The organism is Okeania sp. KiyG1, assembly GCF_014132355.1.
GTDB lineage: Bacteria > Cyanobacteriota > Cyanobacteriia > Cyanobacteriales > Microcoleaceae > Okeania.
The window spans coordinates 14,496-31,756 of record NZ_BLZO01000047.1 but is presented as its reverse complement, the minus strand read 5'-3'; the positions used below and the strand labels follow the sequence as shown (position 1 = coordinate 31,756).

General features: G+C 32.8%; 9 protein-coding genes. 4 read left to right on the top strand and 5 right to left on the bottom strand.

What is annotated here, in order from left to right:
* Window positions 1-808 precede the first annotated feature (808 nt).
* Complete coding sequence (locus SAGCYANO_RS08800; RefSeq protein WP_202219723.1) at window positions 809-2,317, top strand: diguanylate cyclase domain-containing protein; 1,509 nt, start codon at window positions 809-811, stop codon at window positions 2,315-2,317.
* A gap of 1,162 nt (window positions 2,318-3,479) precedes the next feature.
* Here SAGCYANO_RS08800 and SAGCYANO_RS08795 read toward each other — a convergent pair.
* From SAGCYANO_RS08795 to SAGCYANO_RS08770, 5 genes are all read right to left on the bottom strand, one after another.
* Window positions 3,480-3,839 carry a hypothetical protein gene (locus SAGCYANO_RS08795; protein ID WP_202219722.1) on the bottom strand — a complete coding sequence of 120 codons (360 nt, stop codon included), beginning with the start codon at window positions 3,837-3,839 and terminating at the stop codon, window positions 3,480-3,482.
* A 334-nt stretch (window positions 3,840-4,173) separates the two neighbouring features.
* Entirely contained in the window at window positions 4,174-4,344 is a 171-nt protein-coding gene (locus SAGCYANO_RS08790; RefSeq protein WP_202219721.1) for a hypothetical protein, read from the bottom strand.
* Window positions 4,345-4,590: 246 nt separating this feature from the next.
* Window positions 4,591-6,027, bottom strand: coding sequence for a DUF5009 domain-containing protein (locus tag SAGCYANO_RS08785; protein ID WP_202219720.1), 1,437 nt, complete (start codon window positions 6,025-6,027; stop codon window positions 4,591-4,593).
* A 1,648-nt stretch (window positions 6,028-7,675) separates the two neighbouring features.
* Window positions 7,676-7,972 (bottom strand): hypothetical protein, encoded by a 297-nt coding sequence (locus tag SAGCYANO_RS08775; RefSeq protein WP_237395981.1) that lies wholly within the window; start codon window positions 7,970-7,972, stop codon window positions 7,676-7,678.
* Between the two features lie 947 nt (window positions 7,973-8,919).
* Complete coding sequence (locus tag SAGCYANO_RS08770; protein ID WP_202219717.1) at window positions 8,920-10,959, bottom strand: AarF/ABC1/UbiB kinase family protein; 2,040 nt, start codon at window positions 10,957-10,959, stop codon at window positions 8,920-8,922.
* 1,084 nt (window positions 10,960-12,043) lie between these two features.
* Here SAGCYANO_RS08770 and SAGCYANO_RS08765 point away from each other — a divergent pair.
* The 3 genes from SAGCYANO_RS08765 (at window position 12,044) to SAGCYANO_RS50170 (ending at window position 16,883) form a co-directional block, all read left to right on the top strand.
* On the top strand, window positions 12,044-12,961 hold the full coding sequence (locus SAGCYANO_RS08765; RefSeq protein WP_307785850.1) for a DUF4407 domain-containing protein: 918 nt from the start codon (window positions 12,044-12,046) through the stop codon (window positions 12,959-12,961).
* 590 nt (window positions 12,962-13,551) lie between these two features.
* Window positions 13,552-15,417 (top strand): maltose alpha-D-glucosyltransferase, encoded by a 1,866-nt coding sequence (gene treS / locus SAGCYANO_RS50175; RefSeq protein ID WP_375339908.1) that lies wholly within the window; start codon window positions 13,552-13,554, stop codon window positions 15,415-15,417.
* Window positions 15,418-15,461: 44 nt separating this feature from the next.
* The gene (locus SAGCYANO_RS50170) at window positions 15,462-16,883 is read left to right on the top strand and encodes a phosphotransferase (protein WP_375339907.1); all 1,422 of its coding nucleotides are present in this window, start codon (window positions 15,462-15,464) and stop codon (window positions 16,881-16,883) included.
* Window positions 16,884-17,261 lie beyond the last annotated feature (378 nt).

Genomic DNA, 17,261 nt, shown 5'->3' with positions numbered 1-17,261 from the left:
GCTGGTAGTACCTCACTAAACTGAAAACTGCTATGTTTAACACAGTTCAGGGTAAATATCGCAATTCAAAAATGGTTGTAGCTTCCTTAACAGAGTAAATAAAATTCAGTTAAACAGCTATTAACTATTATTTGAAAGAGTTAATATTAAAACTCTATACTCCCTCTAAATATAACACAAATTTCTTGAAGAAGCCTGAAGGGAAAATTGCTTATGGATAGTCAATAAAGGGCCACTGTAGTGTCTACAAACCCCAAACAATTTCAAGCACCGTATAGACGGTGAGATGTTATGGCAGTCCAAGGAAAGGTGAGGACAGACCACAAGCTTAAAACTCAGACAACGTAAGATTTTTTGCTCCTTCGGTCCTTTATTCTTCCTTCTTCCTTCTGCTATAAACTCGCCACAGACAAAGATAAAATTAAATTTGGCTAATAGCCACACAAAATATTCAAAAATTGATAATTACTGAACAATTGTGGTCTAAATTCTCCCCTTTTAAGGGGATAAAAAGCGGTCGAGAGATGGCTAGGTTTCCTCGCTATCTCTAATCTACCAAGAGAAAAGAGAATATTCTTTATGTCAAGTATCCTTATTGCAGGAGGTACTGAAGTCCACAGTTCCTCATCAGGAGGCTAACTGATAACTGATAACTGAAATAACCTCTTCCTAAAAGGGGGAGGTATTGATACAAGGGAATAAATTGTTAGATTTTTTATTCTTAAAAAGAAGAAGTATTAAAGTTTAATTAATTATCAATTGTAAATGATCCATTGATAAGCAATATTTACTCTACCCCAACTCAATCATGTATCAACAACAAAATTCTATACTTAGAGAAAGTATCTTAATTATTAACGATAATCCTAAAAGTTTAAAGCTGTTGACTGAGTTGTTATCTGTGCAAGGGTATAAAGTGCAAATTGCCACGAGTGGAAAAGAAGCTCTAGAAAATATTCATTTTGAGCCTCCAGCTCTGATTTTATTAGAAGTTAAAATGCCAGAAATGGATGGCTATCAAATTTGTGAATACCTGAAGATAGATAAACAAACTGCCAATATTCCTGTAGTTTTTATCTCTGCTTTAGATGGAGTAATGGATAAAGTTAAAGCCTTTACTGTAGGTGGAGTAGATTATATTACAAAACCATTTGAATTAATTGAAATTTTAGCCAGAATTGAAAACCAATTACGTCTGCGATCGCTACAGCAGCAATTACAACAACAAAACGCTTTATTACAACTATTATTAAAAGTGACTCATGCTATTAGTGAAGCATCTGATATTGAATCAGCATTAGAAGTAACTTTAGCAGAAGTTTGTCAAACAATGAATTGGGATTTTGGAGAAGCATGGATTCCTAATCAAGAGACTACTATGCTCAAATTTAGTAGAGGATGGTATTCTAGCAATAGTAATAACGGTACTTTACCAGTAACTCTAAAATTTAGACAACAGCATCAAATTATTACTTTCAGTTCTCAACAAAGCTTACTACAAAGGGTGTGGAAGTCTCAGCAAACAGAATGGGTAAAAGATATTTCTCAGGAAAAAGAATCGGTTTTAATTGGCTTTCAAGTTGCCGAAAAAATAGGCATTAAATCTGCTTTAGGAATACCGATTATTCTAGGTAAACAGGTTTTAGCTATCTTAGTATTTTTCCAGAAATCTTCTCAAATCTTAGAGCAAAATTCTATACAGTTAGTTAATGCTGTAGCAACTCAGTTAGGAGGATTAATTCAACGGAAAAAATCTGAGTTAGCTCTTAAAAAAGCAAACCAAAATTTAAAACGAATTGCCAGTTTTGATAGTTTAACTTCTCTAGCTAATCGTCGTACATTCGATGAATATTTTCATCAAAAATGGGAGCAGCTTAAACAAGAAAAGAAATATTTATCTCTCATCATTTGTGATGTGGATTATTTTAAATATTATAATGATTGTTATGGGCATCCAGAGGGAGACCAATGCCTTAAAAAAGTTGCTCAAGCTATTAGTAAGGTAGCTAAATTGTCTACAGATTTAGTCTGTCGTTATGGAGGCGAAGAATTTGGAGTTATATTACCAAATACAAATATTGAGGAAGCTTTACGAAGAGCAGAATTAATTAGGAAAGAAATCAAAATACTTCAGATACCTCACGCTTGTTCAAAAGTCAGTCCTTATGTAACTGTAAGTTTAGGAGTAAGTAGTGTAATTCCTACGTTACAATTATCAGCTCGTACATTATTAATAGATGCTGATCGGGCGCTTTATCAAGCAAAAGAACAGGGACGAGATTGTGTTATTGTTCATAGAATTAACTATGTTTGTTAAGATTAGGGAATAGGGAATAGGAAGCAGGGATAAATTTATCGGGGAAAACATTTTTATTATGGCGTTCTTAATGAGGTTTGATATTAAAAACTAATTATCTAAAGTAAATACGAAATATTTCAATACAGTCTTGAATTTATAGGGAATAGGGAATAGGGAATAGGAAGCAGGGATAAATTTATCGGGGAAAACATTTTTATTATGGCGTTCTTAATGAGGTTTGATATTAAAAACTAATTATCTAAAGTAAATACGAAATATTTCAACCCACATTCCGCACCACAAAATGTAGTATAAAAAACAAGTCAAAAGTCATGCATTCAAAAGTCATGCATTAAGAAGGAGGTAAGAAGTAAGAAGTAAGAAATAAGAAATAAGAAGTAAATTATAGTGGTCAATAGGAGTCAAGGATTCAGTAAGTGTTTATGCTGCCATAAGTAATCTGAGAATTTGACTCTCGATTGAGGTAAATGAAGATAATTTATATAGTATAAATATCTAAGCAAGCTACGGATTTTATACTGATTTTCATGTTACAAATTGAAGTGCGGAATGTGGGTTTCAATACAGTCTTGAATTTATAGGGAATAGGGAATAGGTAATAGGAAGCAGGGATAAATTTATCGAGGAAAATATTTTTATTATGGCGTTCTTAATGAGGTTTGATGTTAAAAACTAATTATCTAAAGTAAATACGAGATATTTCAATACAGTCTTGAATTTATAGGGAATAGGGAATAGGTAATAGGAAGCAGGGATAAATTTATCAGAGAAAACATTTTTATTATGGCGTTATTGATGAGGTTTGATCTTAAAAATTAATTTATTCAAAATCAATACGAAATATTTCAATACAGTCTTGAATTTATAGGAAATAGGGAATAGGTAATAGGAAGCAGGGATAAATTTATCAGAGAAAACATTTTTATTATGGCGTTATTAATGAGGTTTGATGTTAAAAACTAATTGTCTAAAGTAAATACGAGATATTTTAATACAGTCTTGAATTTATAGGGAATAGGGAATAGGTAATAGGAAGCAGGGATAAATTTATCAGAGAAAACATTTTTATTATGGCGCTCTTAATGAGGTTTGATCTTAAAAATTAATTTATTCAAAATCAATACGAGATATTTCAATACAGTCTTGAATTTAACTGAATTTAACTATTAGATTTAGTATATATTTCCACTATAACTCCTACAAATGAGCCAAATATTCCTCCAATAATTGCTCCCCAAAATGGGATAAGCAGTGGGTTGAAACAGGCATAAAGTCCATCTAAACCATCAGCACAATTTAAAGGTTGAATTTGTTGATGAGCTACAACGAGAAAAACGAACATACTCAAAAGTGAAGTAAAAGTTGCTGCATTAAATATTCTCATCGTGCATCTAAATTTAGTGATTAAGTTGGTAATTGCACCAACAATTCCTCCAATAGTACCTCCAATGACAATACCTACACAAGCTCCAAATAATGTGACAAACCATACAAAAATAACAGGAACTATACTACTCATCAAATCCTCCTTCTTTTATTCATAAATATTAGTAGTAGTGTACAAGTAGTAATATTCTAATAGTTACAAAAAATATAGACAAATATAACTCTATCTAAATTTCTTGTTTATAAGGGCGAATCCTTATTGGCTGAACTATACAACCTCTATGGGATGAGACAATAAAGTCATTTCCCACTACTTTTTGGCCTATATTTAATGAACCGTTTAGATCGGTATTAATCTTAATTCTTTTGCTGGCTTTAAATAAATCTCTTTTAACCCTTTTTCCTAAATAAATTTGGTGTTTCTTTAACTATTCTAGTTTTAAAGCTGAACATTTGGAAGTATAAAATTATTCAGTTTCAATCACTTCAATTCCCGCTAATAATCCCTTAGATTTTAACTGTTCTATTAGCTTTTTATGAGGAGTATTTACGAATTTATGATTGTTGATTTTTCCGATATTAATTGAATCTTTAAAATTCTGATTCCAACCAATAATTAATTTACCAATTTGGTTCATAACAAGTTCGCTATAGCCCACATTCCGCACGTCAAATTATAACATTAAAAGTAGTATAAAAATCCGTAGCTGGTTAAGTATTTATACTATATAAATCATCTCAATTACTTTTTTAGTTCATCAAATTCTGAGTAAATAATTAAGCATAAATACTTACTTGATTGTTTACTCAATCACGGCAGCTATGATTTTCTCCTAAAATCTGACTCCTGACTCCTGACTTCTGACTCCTGACTCCTTCTTCTTTTAAGTCCTCCAAAAAAGCTTTAATTTACTAAAAATACTAACAATTAATGCCACTATTAATGTATAAATAAATCCCGTAAATAATCCTACACTTGTGGTTTGAGTCATTTGTGCAATTTTTTCATACCATCCAGTTAATTTCAAGATAGGTAAGACTAAGTTACCAAAAACAACATAAGCTATCATTGGATTTTGACCATTATAGACCAATAATTTGAGAAGATTTTTCTGCTGAAAGTAATCTCTAACAACAGTGAATAGAATTAGTAAAAAAATAGACATTCCTGTAGTAATGAAAAAGTAGCTTAGGGTAGCACTATCTTTTTTAATTCCACCTTGAAAAGGTTCAAAAGCTAATCCTAATACTAGCCAATAGATTCCCCAACCATAAAGTTTATTGAGTAAATTTTCTATCTGATTACTTGGTTGCCGGAATAATAACCAACCGGAAGCACATAAAACTCCGCTGATTAAAATTGTTTCTAAAACTAGCCTAGACTGTAACCCAATCAATAATATCAAGTCAATAGTTATCATTAATACTGCAATAGTCAAAAAACGACTAGCTGGCCATTTTTCTAATATCGAATCGCGATCGCTACTTTCATTATTTCTCATCCATTTTAAAATTAAATCTCCGCTAATAGTACCTGGAATAACAATAAATAAGTACTTCAAATAATCAAACCTAAAAATCCAAGGCAAAGGAGAGTTAAACCAAAATTCTTTCACCCATCCATCATCAGCAGCAGAAAATCTTAACCCTAATAATATTCCCAATAATCCTAAACGTAACCACCAATTAGATTGAGTAAATAACCAAATTATTGAACCAAAAACAGCCATATTAGTTAAAACTATGAGAATAATATCGCTACGCTCTAATGAAAAGCTACTACCATCTGGATATGTTAATCTACTCAGAACTAAAATACATATACTCCACCCAGCTATACTGATAAGTTTATTTAGAAACTTGGGGAAAAATTTAGGTAAACGACTGTACATTAAAAATAGGATTAAAAATCCTAATAAAGCCAATTTCCACTTTTCGGGAATTTCCTCTGTATTATTAATAATGTGTGGTCTAAAATGTTGAATAACTATAGAAAATGTACCTAGTAAAAAACCTCTTCTCAGGATGAATAAAAATATTGAAATGTATCGCCACCCTTTATTTATTAATCGAGATAAAGCTAGGGGTATAGATGCTCCCATTGAAAATAAGAAAATTGGAAAAACAATATCTACCCAAGTTAATCCAGGAATATTAGGATTAAATACATAATTTGGTGGTGGAGTTTGAGCATGATACATCCAAGCAGGTAATGTTCCATCACGAGGAATTATGCCAGATAATACCATCATTAAAATGGCAAATCCACGCAGAGCATCTAGAGCTTCAGCGCGTTTTTTAGAGGTTGGTTGTTTTTCCATAGTTATATAGTCATCCTAATTTCATTTGTAATATTTTAGTGTTGGTTAGGAGTAAGAATTGCTGGAGTCAGCGAGTCAGAATATAAAGGATTTTTAATAGATATCTACAGAAAATAAACTTGCTCTTTATTTAAGATAAGCTAGAGCTGTAAAAGTCACTTACAAAATTATTTTTCGTATCTTGATTATGAAAAGATCTTCTCTGTTTCCGGTTCTCTACTCTTGGAAAAATCTATATCTTTTTGAAAGATGTCTAGTGCCTATTAACTATAATAATATTTTTCACAAGCTATTAGAATTTTTCTCTGAAAAATAGTTAGATTAAAATGTCAAAAAATTCTTGAATTAAAATACACTTGCTGCTTGACATTATATTAATTATAAAACTTGAGGCTGTAGTTGATTTTTGCTAATTTTATATTTCTAATTTTTTAAAGCTATACCCATAATTTTACGGAATAATTAAGGTTTAATGCTTCTCCTTTAAAGGAGAAACAAGAAAAAATTTCCTTTTATTCAATCCTCTTCCTTTTATACCAATTTGATAAATATTTGTTACGAATGTTAGAAGTAATAAATAAGGAAGAGGGAATAAGGAAGAAGGGATAAATATTTTAAAAAATGGAAAAACAATATAAATAACTATCTAAAATTAACTAGACTAGCTATTTTTAAGCATATCCGATCAAGGTCTAACTTTTTGTAGCATTCTTTTTTAAAATTGGTATTAGAGAGAGGTAATTATAAATTATCAATTATCCATTATCAATTATCAATTATTGAACTCTACCTTGAGCTTTAGCAATGCGTCTAGCTAAAGCAACTTCAGGTGATTTTTGACCAAAAAATAAGGTCTCAAGCTTCCCCTTTCAAGGGGATGAAAAAATTTCAATTCAATTCAATTCAATTTAGTATTTCAATCCCGATGCTTTAGCCAAAGGTACTGATAACTGAATCATTTCGTACGGAGGTGATTAGTCTAGTGATATATTCTAATGTTTCAGTATTAACGAAGTATTTGGGATTTTGAGAAAACATATCCCGCACTTCATCTAACTTTTTTCCTAGTGTTTTGTTTTCCAAATCAGCACTTTTGATAATAGTTAAAATGATATTTGCGACTTCTTCAACTCCAGCAGAGGAAGAAAAAATAGAATGACGATAACTATAGGTTTCTTCAGTTACTTCACCAATTAGGCGAGAATTTACCCCAGATAAAAGCGATTCTCGTAAATGTTCAATATCAAATCAAGAAGGTAATAAATTTGTTAGGCAATTTACAAGATCGTTAATATTTAAGCGATGGCGTAAAACTTCTGTGTAGTTTAATTTTCCGAAATTATCAAACTCCCTTATCGGCGGAAATTTGCGATATTTTATACTGACGCCTGCTTTTTCTAAATAATGGTAAAAAAGACTAGCTTGCTTTTTTCTAATAACTGTATATTTAGAGAAATCTATTTCCAACGAATAAATATTTTCGTAAGCATTCCGTAGGAATAGCTGATAGTTGACCGCTGAATGCTTACATATTTTCTATATCAAGTACATAAGCAAAAACAGCAAGTATAGACTTAAGAGATGAAATACCACCTGTCAAGTCAATATAGTTTTGTGGGTTATCAAGAGGGTTAACAATTGTTCGTAGTTACTCTACAAGAACCCTAAATCTATCAACATTAGAATCTTCTATTTTTGTGACATGATGAACTAAACTTGTTGAAGAAATTTTATAGTTGCTTAGAGCTTCTTGCCAAGCTACTGAAGTTGTCAAAGCTTGTAATGATTGTTCAGAATGAAAAATGTGTACTTGACGAAAAGTTAAATCGCTATTTTTGGTATCATTTCGCCCTTGAAGAGTAGCTCCAATAATAGCGTTAATCATTGCAGGAATGTTTGTATTTTCCGCTAAAATGAGCTTGAATGATTTTTGATAAATGTTCATTTTCAATTTGTTGAATTTCCTATAATATAATTTATATACTGTATATTAGAGTTGAAATTTTATACTAAATCTAGTCATGAAAAGATACTTTTTCCAACTCTTTTTTAATCATTCTGCCTTTTGCCTTTTCCCTTCCCCTCTTTAGAAATATACTAATTAGGGTTTGCGTATGGAAAGTCTTTTTGCTGGGGTAGGAGACAGGAGACAACCCACCCCTAACCCTTCCCAATCCACCCCTAGTCCCTCCCAGGAGGGGAGGGGAAGACAGGAGAAATGGGAACTATAGAGGAAATAGTAGGAAGAATCGTCCCTTGATTTTTCTGCTCAACTCTTGACCAAAATCCACTCATTTTTGAACCATTACCACCTAAAACCTCGCACTTTTTGATACTTAAAAAGGCTAAAACCTTTGTCTATAAAAACTTTTAGATTTAATCGGCAAGCCCTAATTAGGGTTTGCTAAAAAAGTCTTATAGTTGAGGATATAATTCAGGATTTATAATTCTGAATTCTGAATTCTGAATTTAGAGGATTTAGGAGAAAGAAATATCCCTTTATTTTTTATCCTTATCTACTCAAAACTCTAACTTTTTTAGCTTTTTAGACCAAAAAACTTGCACCTTTTTAACTCTAAAAATTATCAAGTATTGACAGATAAAGGCTTTGAAAATTAATCAGCAAGCCCTAATTAAATTAAATTTGGTATTATACAAGTTGGAAAAAGAATGTTACAAATAAACTGGTTATAATAATCCAGCTAAAACCTAAAACCTAGCATCTAGTACCTACTACCTACCACCTAACACCTAGAAAATTATTTGTAGCAAACATTTATCAATTTGGTATTATTGCTCAATTAAGCCTCCATTTTTGAAAAAAATTAGTTGCCAGTAGAAACTTTTCTTACTAACAACTAATAATAATTAACTATTAAATAATTAATCAACTTACCTAGGAATAGGCAAAGAAAGTTGAGGTTTAGTATCTGGTTGATGACCATTACCATTACCATTAGAATTCTCTGGAGATAATAATACTTGACGAATCAAACGAGCGATCGCCCGTTGAGTCAAACCACTTGCAACTTCTTGCCCCATCTTTTGCATTTCTGGTTTAACCAACAAATTTGGTACTAACTGCGCTAACTGCATAGCATCAAAACCAGGAGTATCTTGAATAATTTGCCAAATACGTTGAATATGCTCTACTCTTTTTTCTTCTGGAGAATTTTTAGATGTAATTCTGGTCGGTTTTTCTTCCTTCATACCTAACAATTCACCCACTCTATTTCTCACATTAGAAAAAGTATTTCTGGATGCTAGGTCAAGACTATTAATCAATTCTTCGACTAAACGCACCCTAATAAAATCACCACGTTCAGACAATAAAAAATCTAGAGCTTGGTCTAACACCTTGCTAATATCATAATCATCACTATTACTGGCATTTCTTAAGAGATTTTCCAATCTATTCCAACGAAAATCACCATCCTTAAAAAGTAAATCTTTCAGAGAAGTTCTTAACTCAGGAGCAGGGTCAGTTAGTAAACGTTTTGCCACATAAGGATAAGCCTTACTCAACACCTTAAAATTAGGCTCGACATTAATCGCAATACCTTCCAAAGTTACCAAAGAACGAATAATCAAAGCATAATAAGCAGGCACAGTAAATGGATACTCATACATTAAAGCTGATAACTGGTCTGTAATACTCTTAAAATTAAGCTCTGCCACACTAGCACCAAGAGCATTATTAAACACACCAGCTAAAGCAGGAATAATCGGAGTTACATCAGTATCAGGAGTCAAAAATTCCAGCTTAATATAATCCTGAGCTAAGGCTTCAAAATCACGATTTACCAAATGTACAACTGCTTCTAATAAACCATATCTCTGATAAGGTTTAACTTCACTCATCATCCCAAAATCTAGGTAAACCAACTTACCTTCTGGGCTAGCTAATAAATTACCAGGATGAGGGTCAGCATGAAAAAAACCATGTTCCAATAACTGTCTCAAAGAACATTGCACACCAATTTCTATCAGATATTTGGCATCAATATTTTTGGCTTTTACCGCTTCCAAATTAGTTAGTTTAGTACCCGTTATCCACTCCATTGTTAATACACGACGACCTGTATATTGCCAATAAATTTTAGGAACATAAATATCTGGAAGATGACCGTAGAGTTGCTTAAATTTTTCCGCATTACGACCCTCTTGAGTGTAGTCCATTTCCTCAAATATTCGAGTCCCAAACTCATCCATAATAGCTACTAAGTCACTGCGGAGTCGCTTAATACTTTTATGTGCCCAAATAGCTAGTGTTCTTAATATATAAATGTCTAAAGCAATATTTTCCGCTAAACCAGGACGTTGTACTTTTACTGCTACTGGTTCGCCTGTTTTAAGTTTGCCTTTATAAACTTGTCCAAGGGAAGCAGCAGCAATGGGATTAGGTGTTAATTCTGCATAAATTTCTTCTGGACGGAAACCTAATTCTTCTTCTATAAAACGATAGGCTAATTCATTAGGAAAAGGGGGTAATTGGTCTTGTAATTTAGTCAACTCTTCTAAATATGTGGGAGAAGCTAAATCTGGTCGAGTAGATAGTGCTTGTCCCACTTTAATAAAAGCAGGACCTAGATTTGTCAATATTTCTCTTAACCTAATTGCCCGTTTTGGTTCATTTTTAGTGGCATTACCTGTAATTTTGTCCAACCACAAGCTAAAAGCAAATGATAAAAAAGTCCATAAAACACTGATGCGCCTTTTCCATACTGGCAAAGGGCGTTTACTGTATAAGGCTGTAATTGCTTCTGGGTCATAGCGTAGAGCATTACTTTCTACTGGTTTTGAATAATCTTGAGACTTAACCATATCTATATTTGTGACTGGTGTTGCCTCAATTTCTAATGTGTCTAATTTCTTATTATGTGAATTCAAATATTCTCGTTGAGTAGTAGATGATATTGTTTCCATATTCATAAAATTTTAGAAAAATTTAATTACTTTTGTTAAACATTGTAACAATATGGCTGTCGTTTCACTGAAGTCTTTGCTGAAGTCAAAAGTCAACTCAAGTCAAAAATCAAAAGTCAAAAGTCAAAAGTCAAAAGTAAGAATTTGACTCTATTTCTCCCTACCCAGAATTTCTTCTAGTCACAGAAAAATTGTTAGTAAATCAAGAATCGAAAAATTAATTGTAAAATTTCACTGTTGCGACATACACAATAGTAGAACATCAAACCTAGAGAGTAAGGAAACTCAGACTTTATTTCCACTGACAGAAAATATTTGACTATCTCTCTTCACAAAATTTCTTCTAGTCACAGAAAAATTGTTAGTAAATCAAGAATCGAAAAATTAATTGTAAAATTTCACTGTTGCGACATACACAATAGTAGAACATCAAACCTAGAGAGTAAGGAAACTCAGATTTTATTTCCACTGACAGAAAATATTTGACTATCTCCCTCCCTACTCAGAATTTCCTCTAGTCACAGAAAAATTGTTAGTAAATCAAGAATCGAAAAATTAATTGTAAAATTTCACTGTTGCGACATACGCAATAGTAGAACATCAAACCCAGAGAGTAAGGAAACTCAGACTTTATTTCCACTGACAGAAAATATTTGACTATCTCTCTTCACAAAATTTCCTCTAGTCACAGAAAAATTGTTAGTAAATCAAGAATCGAAAAATTAATTGTAAAATTTCACTGTTGCGACATACGCAATAGTAGAACATCAAACCTAGAGAGTAAGGAAACTCAGACTTTATTTCCACTGACTATGAAAATATCTGACTCTAAATCTCTCTTCACAAAATTTCCTCTAGTCACAGAAAAATTGTTAGTAAATCAAGAATCGAAAAATTAATTGTCAAAGCAGAAAATTTACTGATTTGATATGATGATTGATGAAAATCAAAAAATTTTGATACGATGATTGGTGGAGATCAAACAATCAAAAATCTGTCAAGCTTTTAATAAATTATTTTTTACATTTCTAGAAATTATAATAAAAATGGTTAATAATAAAGATAAGCAAAAACTTCACTTTTAAGATTCATCACCACTCCATTTCAATCTTTCTTAATTTGGTGGACAGGTGTAGACAATAAAAAGTTACCGCTACACTTAAAAAAATCTTATGCTGGCTTAGGAGCAATGGCTATAGTATCAACAACCCTTGCTACATTTGGTGGTTATACTTTTATTTTAATTTCTCTTGGTTCACCTGTAGGAGGTATTTTTGGTGGAGTTTTAGCAGGATCGTTTATGTGGGGTATGGATCGAAGTATTCTTAGTTTTTCAACTAACTTAAACCTATCTTTCTTAGTTAAGCTTTTAGTCAATATAATTTTTTCAACTGCTCTAACTACACCTCTTACTACACTTATGTTAATGGGAGCAGTTCAAGTAAGAAATGTTGATAAAGTAGAGTCTAAAATTGAACAAAAACAACGATCAATCAAATACAATTCATCTGATGAGATAATTAAAAATTTAACTCAAGAATATCTCCAGTTACAACATCAAAACTCTAATTTCAAATATAATAATTCTGGAATATTTGGTCGCTTATTTCCTACTCAAGAAGAAAAACTTGAGAACCAACATCATCTGGAAAAAATGAGTGAGTATCACAAACATGAGATGAGAATTTTTTCAAAGATGTGTGCAGCTAAAGAACAAGAACTTGAAATGCAGATAGCAGCTGCACTATCTCGAAAAAGAATAGTTTTAGATGCACAAACAAAAGAGCATATTGCTAGAATTTATGAACAATTTAGTGTCACTATGGATGGGCGAATTAAGGAAGCGTTTAAGCGGTATTTAGAAGGTTTACAATATGCCGAAACTCTTCCTAATGAACAAGCTAAACAAACAGCAATTAGCATTGTGGAAAAAAAAATTAAGCAAGATTTGGATTTGATTCAGTATTTAATTGATGATTTGTTGGGAAAGATTTATTCTGGCTTATAAGTCACCAACTACTTGAAAGTACTGTCTCAACATAAGTACAGAAGTTATAAATAATAAGAAAATGTTTATATGCAGATATTCACACAAATCTTGTTTGTTTTAATTGTCGATAAATGTTTCCAAAGTAGAATAATAAAAGACAAAAGCAACAAAGTTTAGTTCTAGTACAAGCTAGACCAAATTTATACATTATCATCAGGTAGAGGTTAAGTATCTATATACCCTAAATAATCTACTTTAAACATCTCTAAAAATAGTTAACTCTTTATTGCCTAAGAATTAATAATTAAATAATTAAATAATTAAATAATTCAGGTTTAAAGCCTCCTCTTTCAAGGGAAAAAAAATATTTTTTTCTTTTCTTCAATCCTATCCGTTTTTAGGGAGAGGTAATTATCAATTATCAATTATTGAATATCTTGTGAAATGAAGAGTGATTTAGAACTATATTTGGAGATGTTTATTATGCTTAACAGTCTCAGCTTGACCATAATACCTAAACTTTCTAAACTTTGTGACTACTGATACATATATAATTACCACTCATAACTGATAACTGATAACTGATAACTGATAACTGAAATAACCCCATGCTAAAAAACGACCCACTTTGGTTCAAAGACGCCATAATTTATGAAGTACCAGTTCGAGCTTTCGCTGATAGTAACGGTGACGGTATTGGAGACCTCCGGGGACTTACAGAAAAATTAGACTATTTGCAAGACCTGGGAGTAACAGCAATTTGGACTCTACCATTTTTCCCCTCTCCCCTCAGAGATGATGGTTATGACATTGCTGACTATAGAAGTATTAACTCTATCTACGGCAACATAGAAGATTTTCAACAACTTCTAGATGCTGCCCATGACAGAGGTATTCGGGTCATTATCGAACTTGTAGTTAACCATACCTCGGACAAACACCCTTGGTTCCAAAGAGCACGTCGCGCTCCCAAAGGTAGTGTAGAAAGAGATTTTTATGTTTGGAGTGACAGTGCTGATAAATTCCCAGAAGTTCGGATTATTTTCCAAGACTTTGAAAATTCTAATTGGGCATGGGATTCTGTGGCTCAAGCTTACTATTGGCATCGCTTTTTTTATCATCAACCAGACCTCAACTACGAAAACCCTGCGGTACAAGATGCTGTTTTAGAGTTGGCAGACTTTTGGTTGAGCATGGGGGTTGATGGAATGCGCCTTGATGCAGTTCCCTATCTTTGTGTTGAAGAGGGTACTAATTGCGAAAACCTGCCAGGAACCCACGTTTTTCTCAAAAAGTTACGGGGGCACATAGATTCTAAATATCCTAATAGAATGTTATTAGCAGAGGCTAACCAATGGCCTGAAGATGCGGCTAAGTATTATGGGGCCGGAGATGAGTGTCACATGAATTTTCATTTCCCTCTGATGCCTCGTTTATTTATGGCTTTGCGGATGGAGGATAATTTTCCAATCTCTGATATTCTCAAGCAAACTCCTTCCATACCCAATAACTGTCAGTGGGCTTTGTTTTTGCGTAACCATGATGAGTTGACTCTGGAAATGGTCAGCGATGAAGACCGAGATTATATGTATAAGGCTTATGCTCAAGACCCACAGGCCAGAATAAATTTGGGCATTCGTCGCCGTTTATCCCCTCTATTGGGAAATGACCGTCGGCAAATAGAGTTGCTGAACAGTTTATTGTTGTCTTTACCTGGGACTCCGGTTTTGTATTACGGGGATGAAATAGGTATGGGAGATAATATTTATTTGGGCGATCGTAATGGTGTGCGGACTCCGATGCAATGGACTGCGGACCGGAATGCTGGTTTTAGTCGTACAAATCCACAAAGGTTATATGCTCCTGTGATTGTTGACCCTGAATACCATTACGAAACAATTAATGTGGAAGCTCAACAGGCTAATTCTAATTCTTTGTGGTGGTGGATGAAGCGTTTGATTTCTACGAGGGAACGTTTTCAAGCTTTTGGACGTGGTTCGTTTGAGTTGTTGCATCCGGAAAATAGGAAGGTTTTGGCTTTTACTCGTACATATTCTGGTCAGCATATTTTAGTAGTAGCTAATCTCTCTCGTTTCGTGCAAATAGTAGAGTTAGATTTATCAGCTTTTAATGGTATGGTTCCTGTGGAAATTTTTGGTAGAACTAAGTTTCCAGCTATCAAGGAGTATCCATACTTTTTTAGTCTAAGTCCTTATGCTTTTTACTGGTTTACTTTACAACCACAACAAACTTATATTGAGACTCCAAAACCTCTGAGTAAACTTCCTGTTTTGACCGTAGCAGGTAATTGGAAAGATATCTTTTCTCAGGCAGAAATCAAGAGTAGATTAGAGTCAATTTTACCTAATTATTTGAGCAGCTTCCCTTGGTTTGGAGGTAAAAATAAGGTGATTCAATCTACAGAAATTACAGAAGTTATTCCGATTGATTATCAACAAAAGAAACTGCTTTAATATTTTTAGAATTTAATTATACAGAGGGGTCGCCAGAAACATATTTGATTGGTTTGAGCTATTTAATTCCCACAGAAATAACTCCTCAAATTCCTCGGGAACAGATTGTGGCGGAGTTGCAAATACAGCAGCAAGAAAAGCCCGGAATTTTGTTTGATGTGTTGGGAGATAGAGAATTTTTAAATATGCCTTTTGATGCCATCGCCCAAAACCAAAAATATCAAGGAAATAAAGGTGTTCTTCGAGGAAAATATACGGATGTATTAGCAGATATAATGCAGACAAATACAGGAAATATTAATCCTCAGATTTCCTCTGAAAAACATGATAAAACTCTGATTAATTTCGGTACAGAATTAATATTTAAGTTATTACGAAAACTAGAAGTTGGTATTAATCCAGATTTAGAAGTTGGCAAGTTTTTGACAGATAAATCTAGGTCTCAAAGTTCAGAAATTGCAGGAAATATTTCTCAAACAGCAGGATATCTGGAATATCACCAACAGGGAACTAATTTAATGACCATTGGTATATTAGAAGAATTTATTCCTGAAGCAATGGATGGTTGGTCTTATACTTCTGGTGTTCTGAGGGATTATTTTGACAGAATAATGGTAGAAAATACATCTGTAAATGAGTTAGAAATTCCTCAGATTACTGTTAGTAATAGTTTAAATACAGAGATTACCGAATCAGTCTACGATGTGATTGGTTCTTATATCAATGTAGCCGAAAACTTAGGTAAAGTTACAGCAGATATTCATCGCGCTTTAGCTTCTGATTTAGAGAATCCAAATTTTGCTCCCGAACAGTTTACACCTTTTTATCAAAGGTCAGTTTATCAGTACATGAGAAACCAGACAGGAAGAATATTATTAAAGCTGAAAAAACACTTATCAGGATTTCCACAAGATAAACAACAATTAGCCAAAAGTGTCATTAATCGTCAGGACCAAATTATGACACATTTAGGTTCTGTCGTAGAACGAAAAATTACCGCAATGCGTACTCGTTGTCATGGAGATTATCATTTAGAAAACGTATTATTTACAGGTAAAGATTTTGTAGTTGTTAATTTTGAAGGAGAAGGAGTTCGACCTTTAAATGAACGTCGGATGAAACGTTCCTTACTTCGAGATATAGCAATAATGTTGGAGTCATTTTATTATGCAGCTAATGTTGCTCTCCGGGAAGAAATAAAAAATGGAATGATTCGTCCTGAAAATTTACTAGCCATGGAACAATGGTCTACATTTTGGTATAGCTGGGTGAGCATATCTTTTTTAAAAGCTTACCTCAACAATACAACGTCAAGCTCATTCTTACCTAAAACAGAAGAAGAAATACAAGTACTTTTAAACGTTTATCTATTAGAAAAAGTCGTCTACGAACTAGATTATGAACTTACCTATCGTCCAGAATGGGTAGAGATTCCCTTACTAAGAATTGAACAATTAATTCCGTAAATGCAAATATAAGCATTTCCTGCGGAATGTAGGCAAACAGCCATTATCCGTCAGCTATCAGCAAGAAAAACCTCAAGATTGAGTAAGAGATTTTAACAAATATAGGCTTGAAAATTAGTTCTTGTAGTAAGACTTAACTCTGAATAATAAAGCCTTTATCAAAAACTTAAAACACTCTTATTAGGACTGAGAACTGACGGCTGTTTGCGCAGCATTCTGGAGGAAACGCTTACCTGTAAACTATCAAGAAAAGAGTCAAGAGTTATTTCAGTTATTAGTTATTAGTTATTAGTTATTAGTTATTAGTTAATAGTCAAATAATTTTTAAGGAGATGTAGGGGTTTTCATTATGCGCTGAGTTTTTAGATGATAATCCCC

Excerpts from the sequence above, each read along its gene's own strand:
- treS (WP_375339908.1), top strand. The coding sequence starts at position 13,552 with ATGCTAAAAAACGACCCACTTTGGTTCAAAGACGCCATAATTTATGAA.
- SAGCYANO_RS08770 (WP_202219717.1), bottom strand. The coding sequence starts at position 10,959 with ATGAATATGGAAACAATATCATCTACTACTCAACGAGAATATTTGAAT.
- SAGCYANO_RS08775 (WP_237395981.1), bottom strand. The coding sequence starts at position 7,972 with ATGAACATTTATCAAAAATCATTCAAGCTCATTTTAGCGGAAAATACA.
- SAGCYANO_RS08785 (WP_202219720.1), bottom strand. The coding sequence starts at position 6,027 with ATGGAAAAACAACCAACCTCTAAAAAACGCGCTGAAGCTCTAGATGCT.
- SAGCYANO_RS08790 (WP_202219721.1), bottom strand. The coding sequence starts at position 4,344 with ATGAACCAAATTGGTAAATTAATTATTGGTTGGAATCAGAATTTTAAA.
- SAGCYANO_RS08800 (WP_202219723.1), top strand. The coding sequence starts at position 809 with ATGTATCAACAACAAAATTCTATACTTAGAGAAAGTATCTTAATTATT.
- SAGCYANO_RS08795 (WP_202219722.1), bottom strand. The coding sequence starts at position 3,839 with ATGAGTAGTATAGTTCCTGTTATTTTTGTATGGTTTGTCACATTATTT.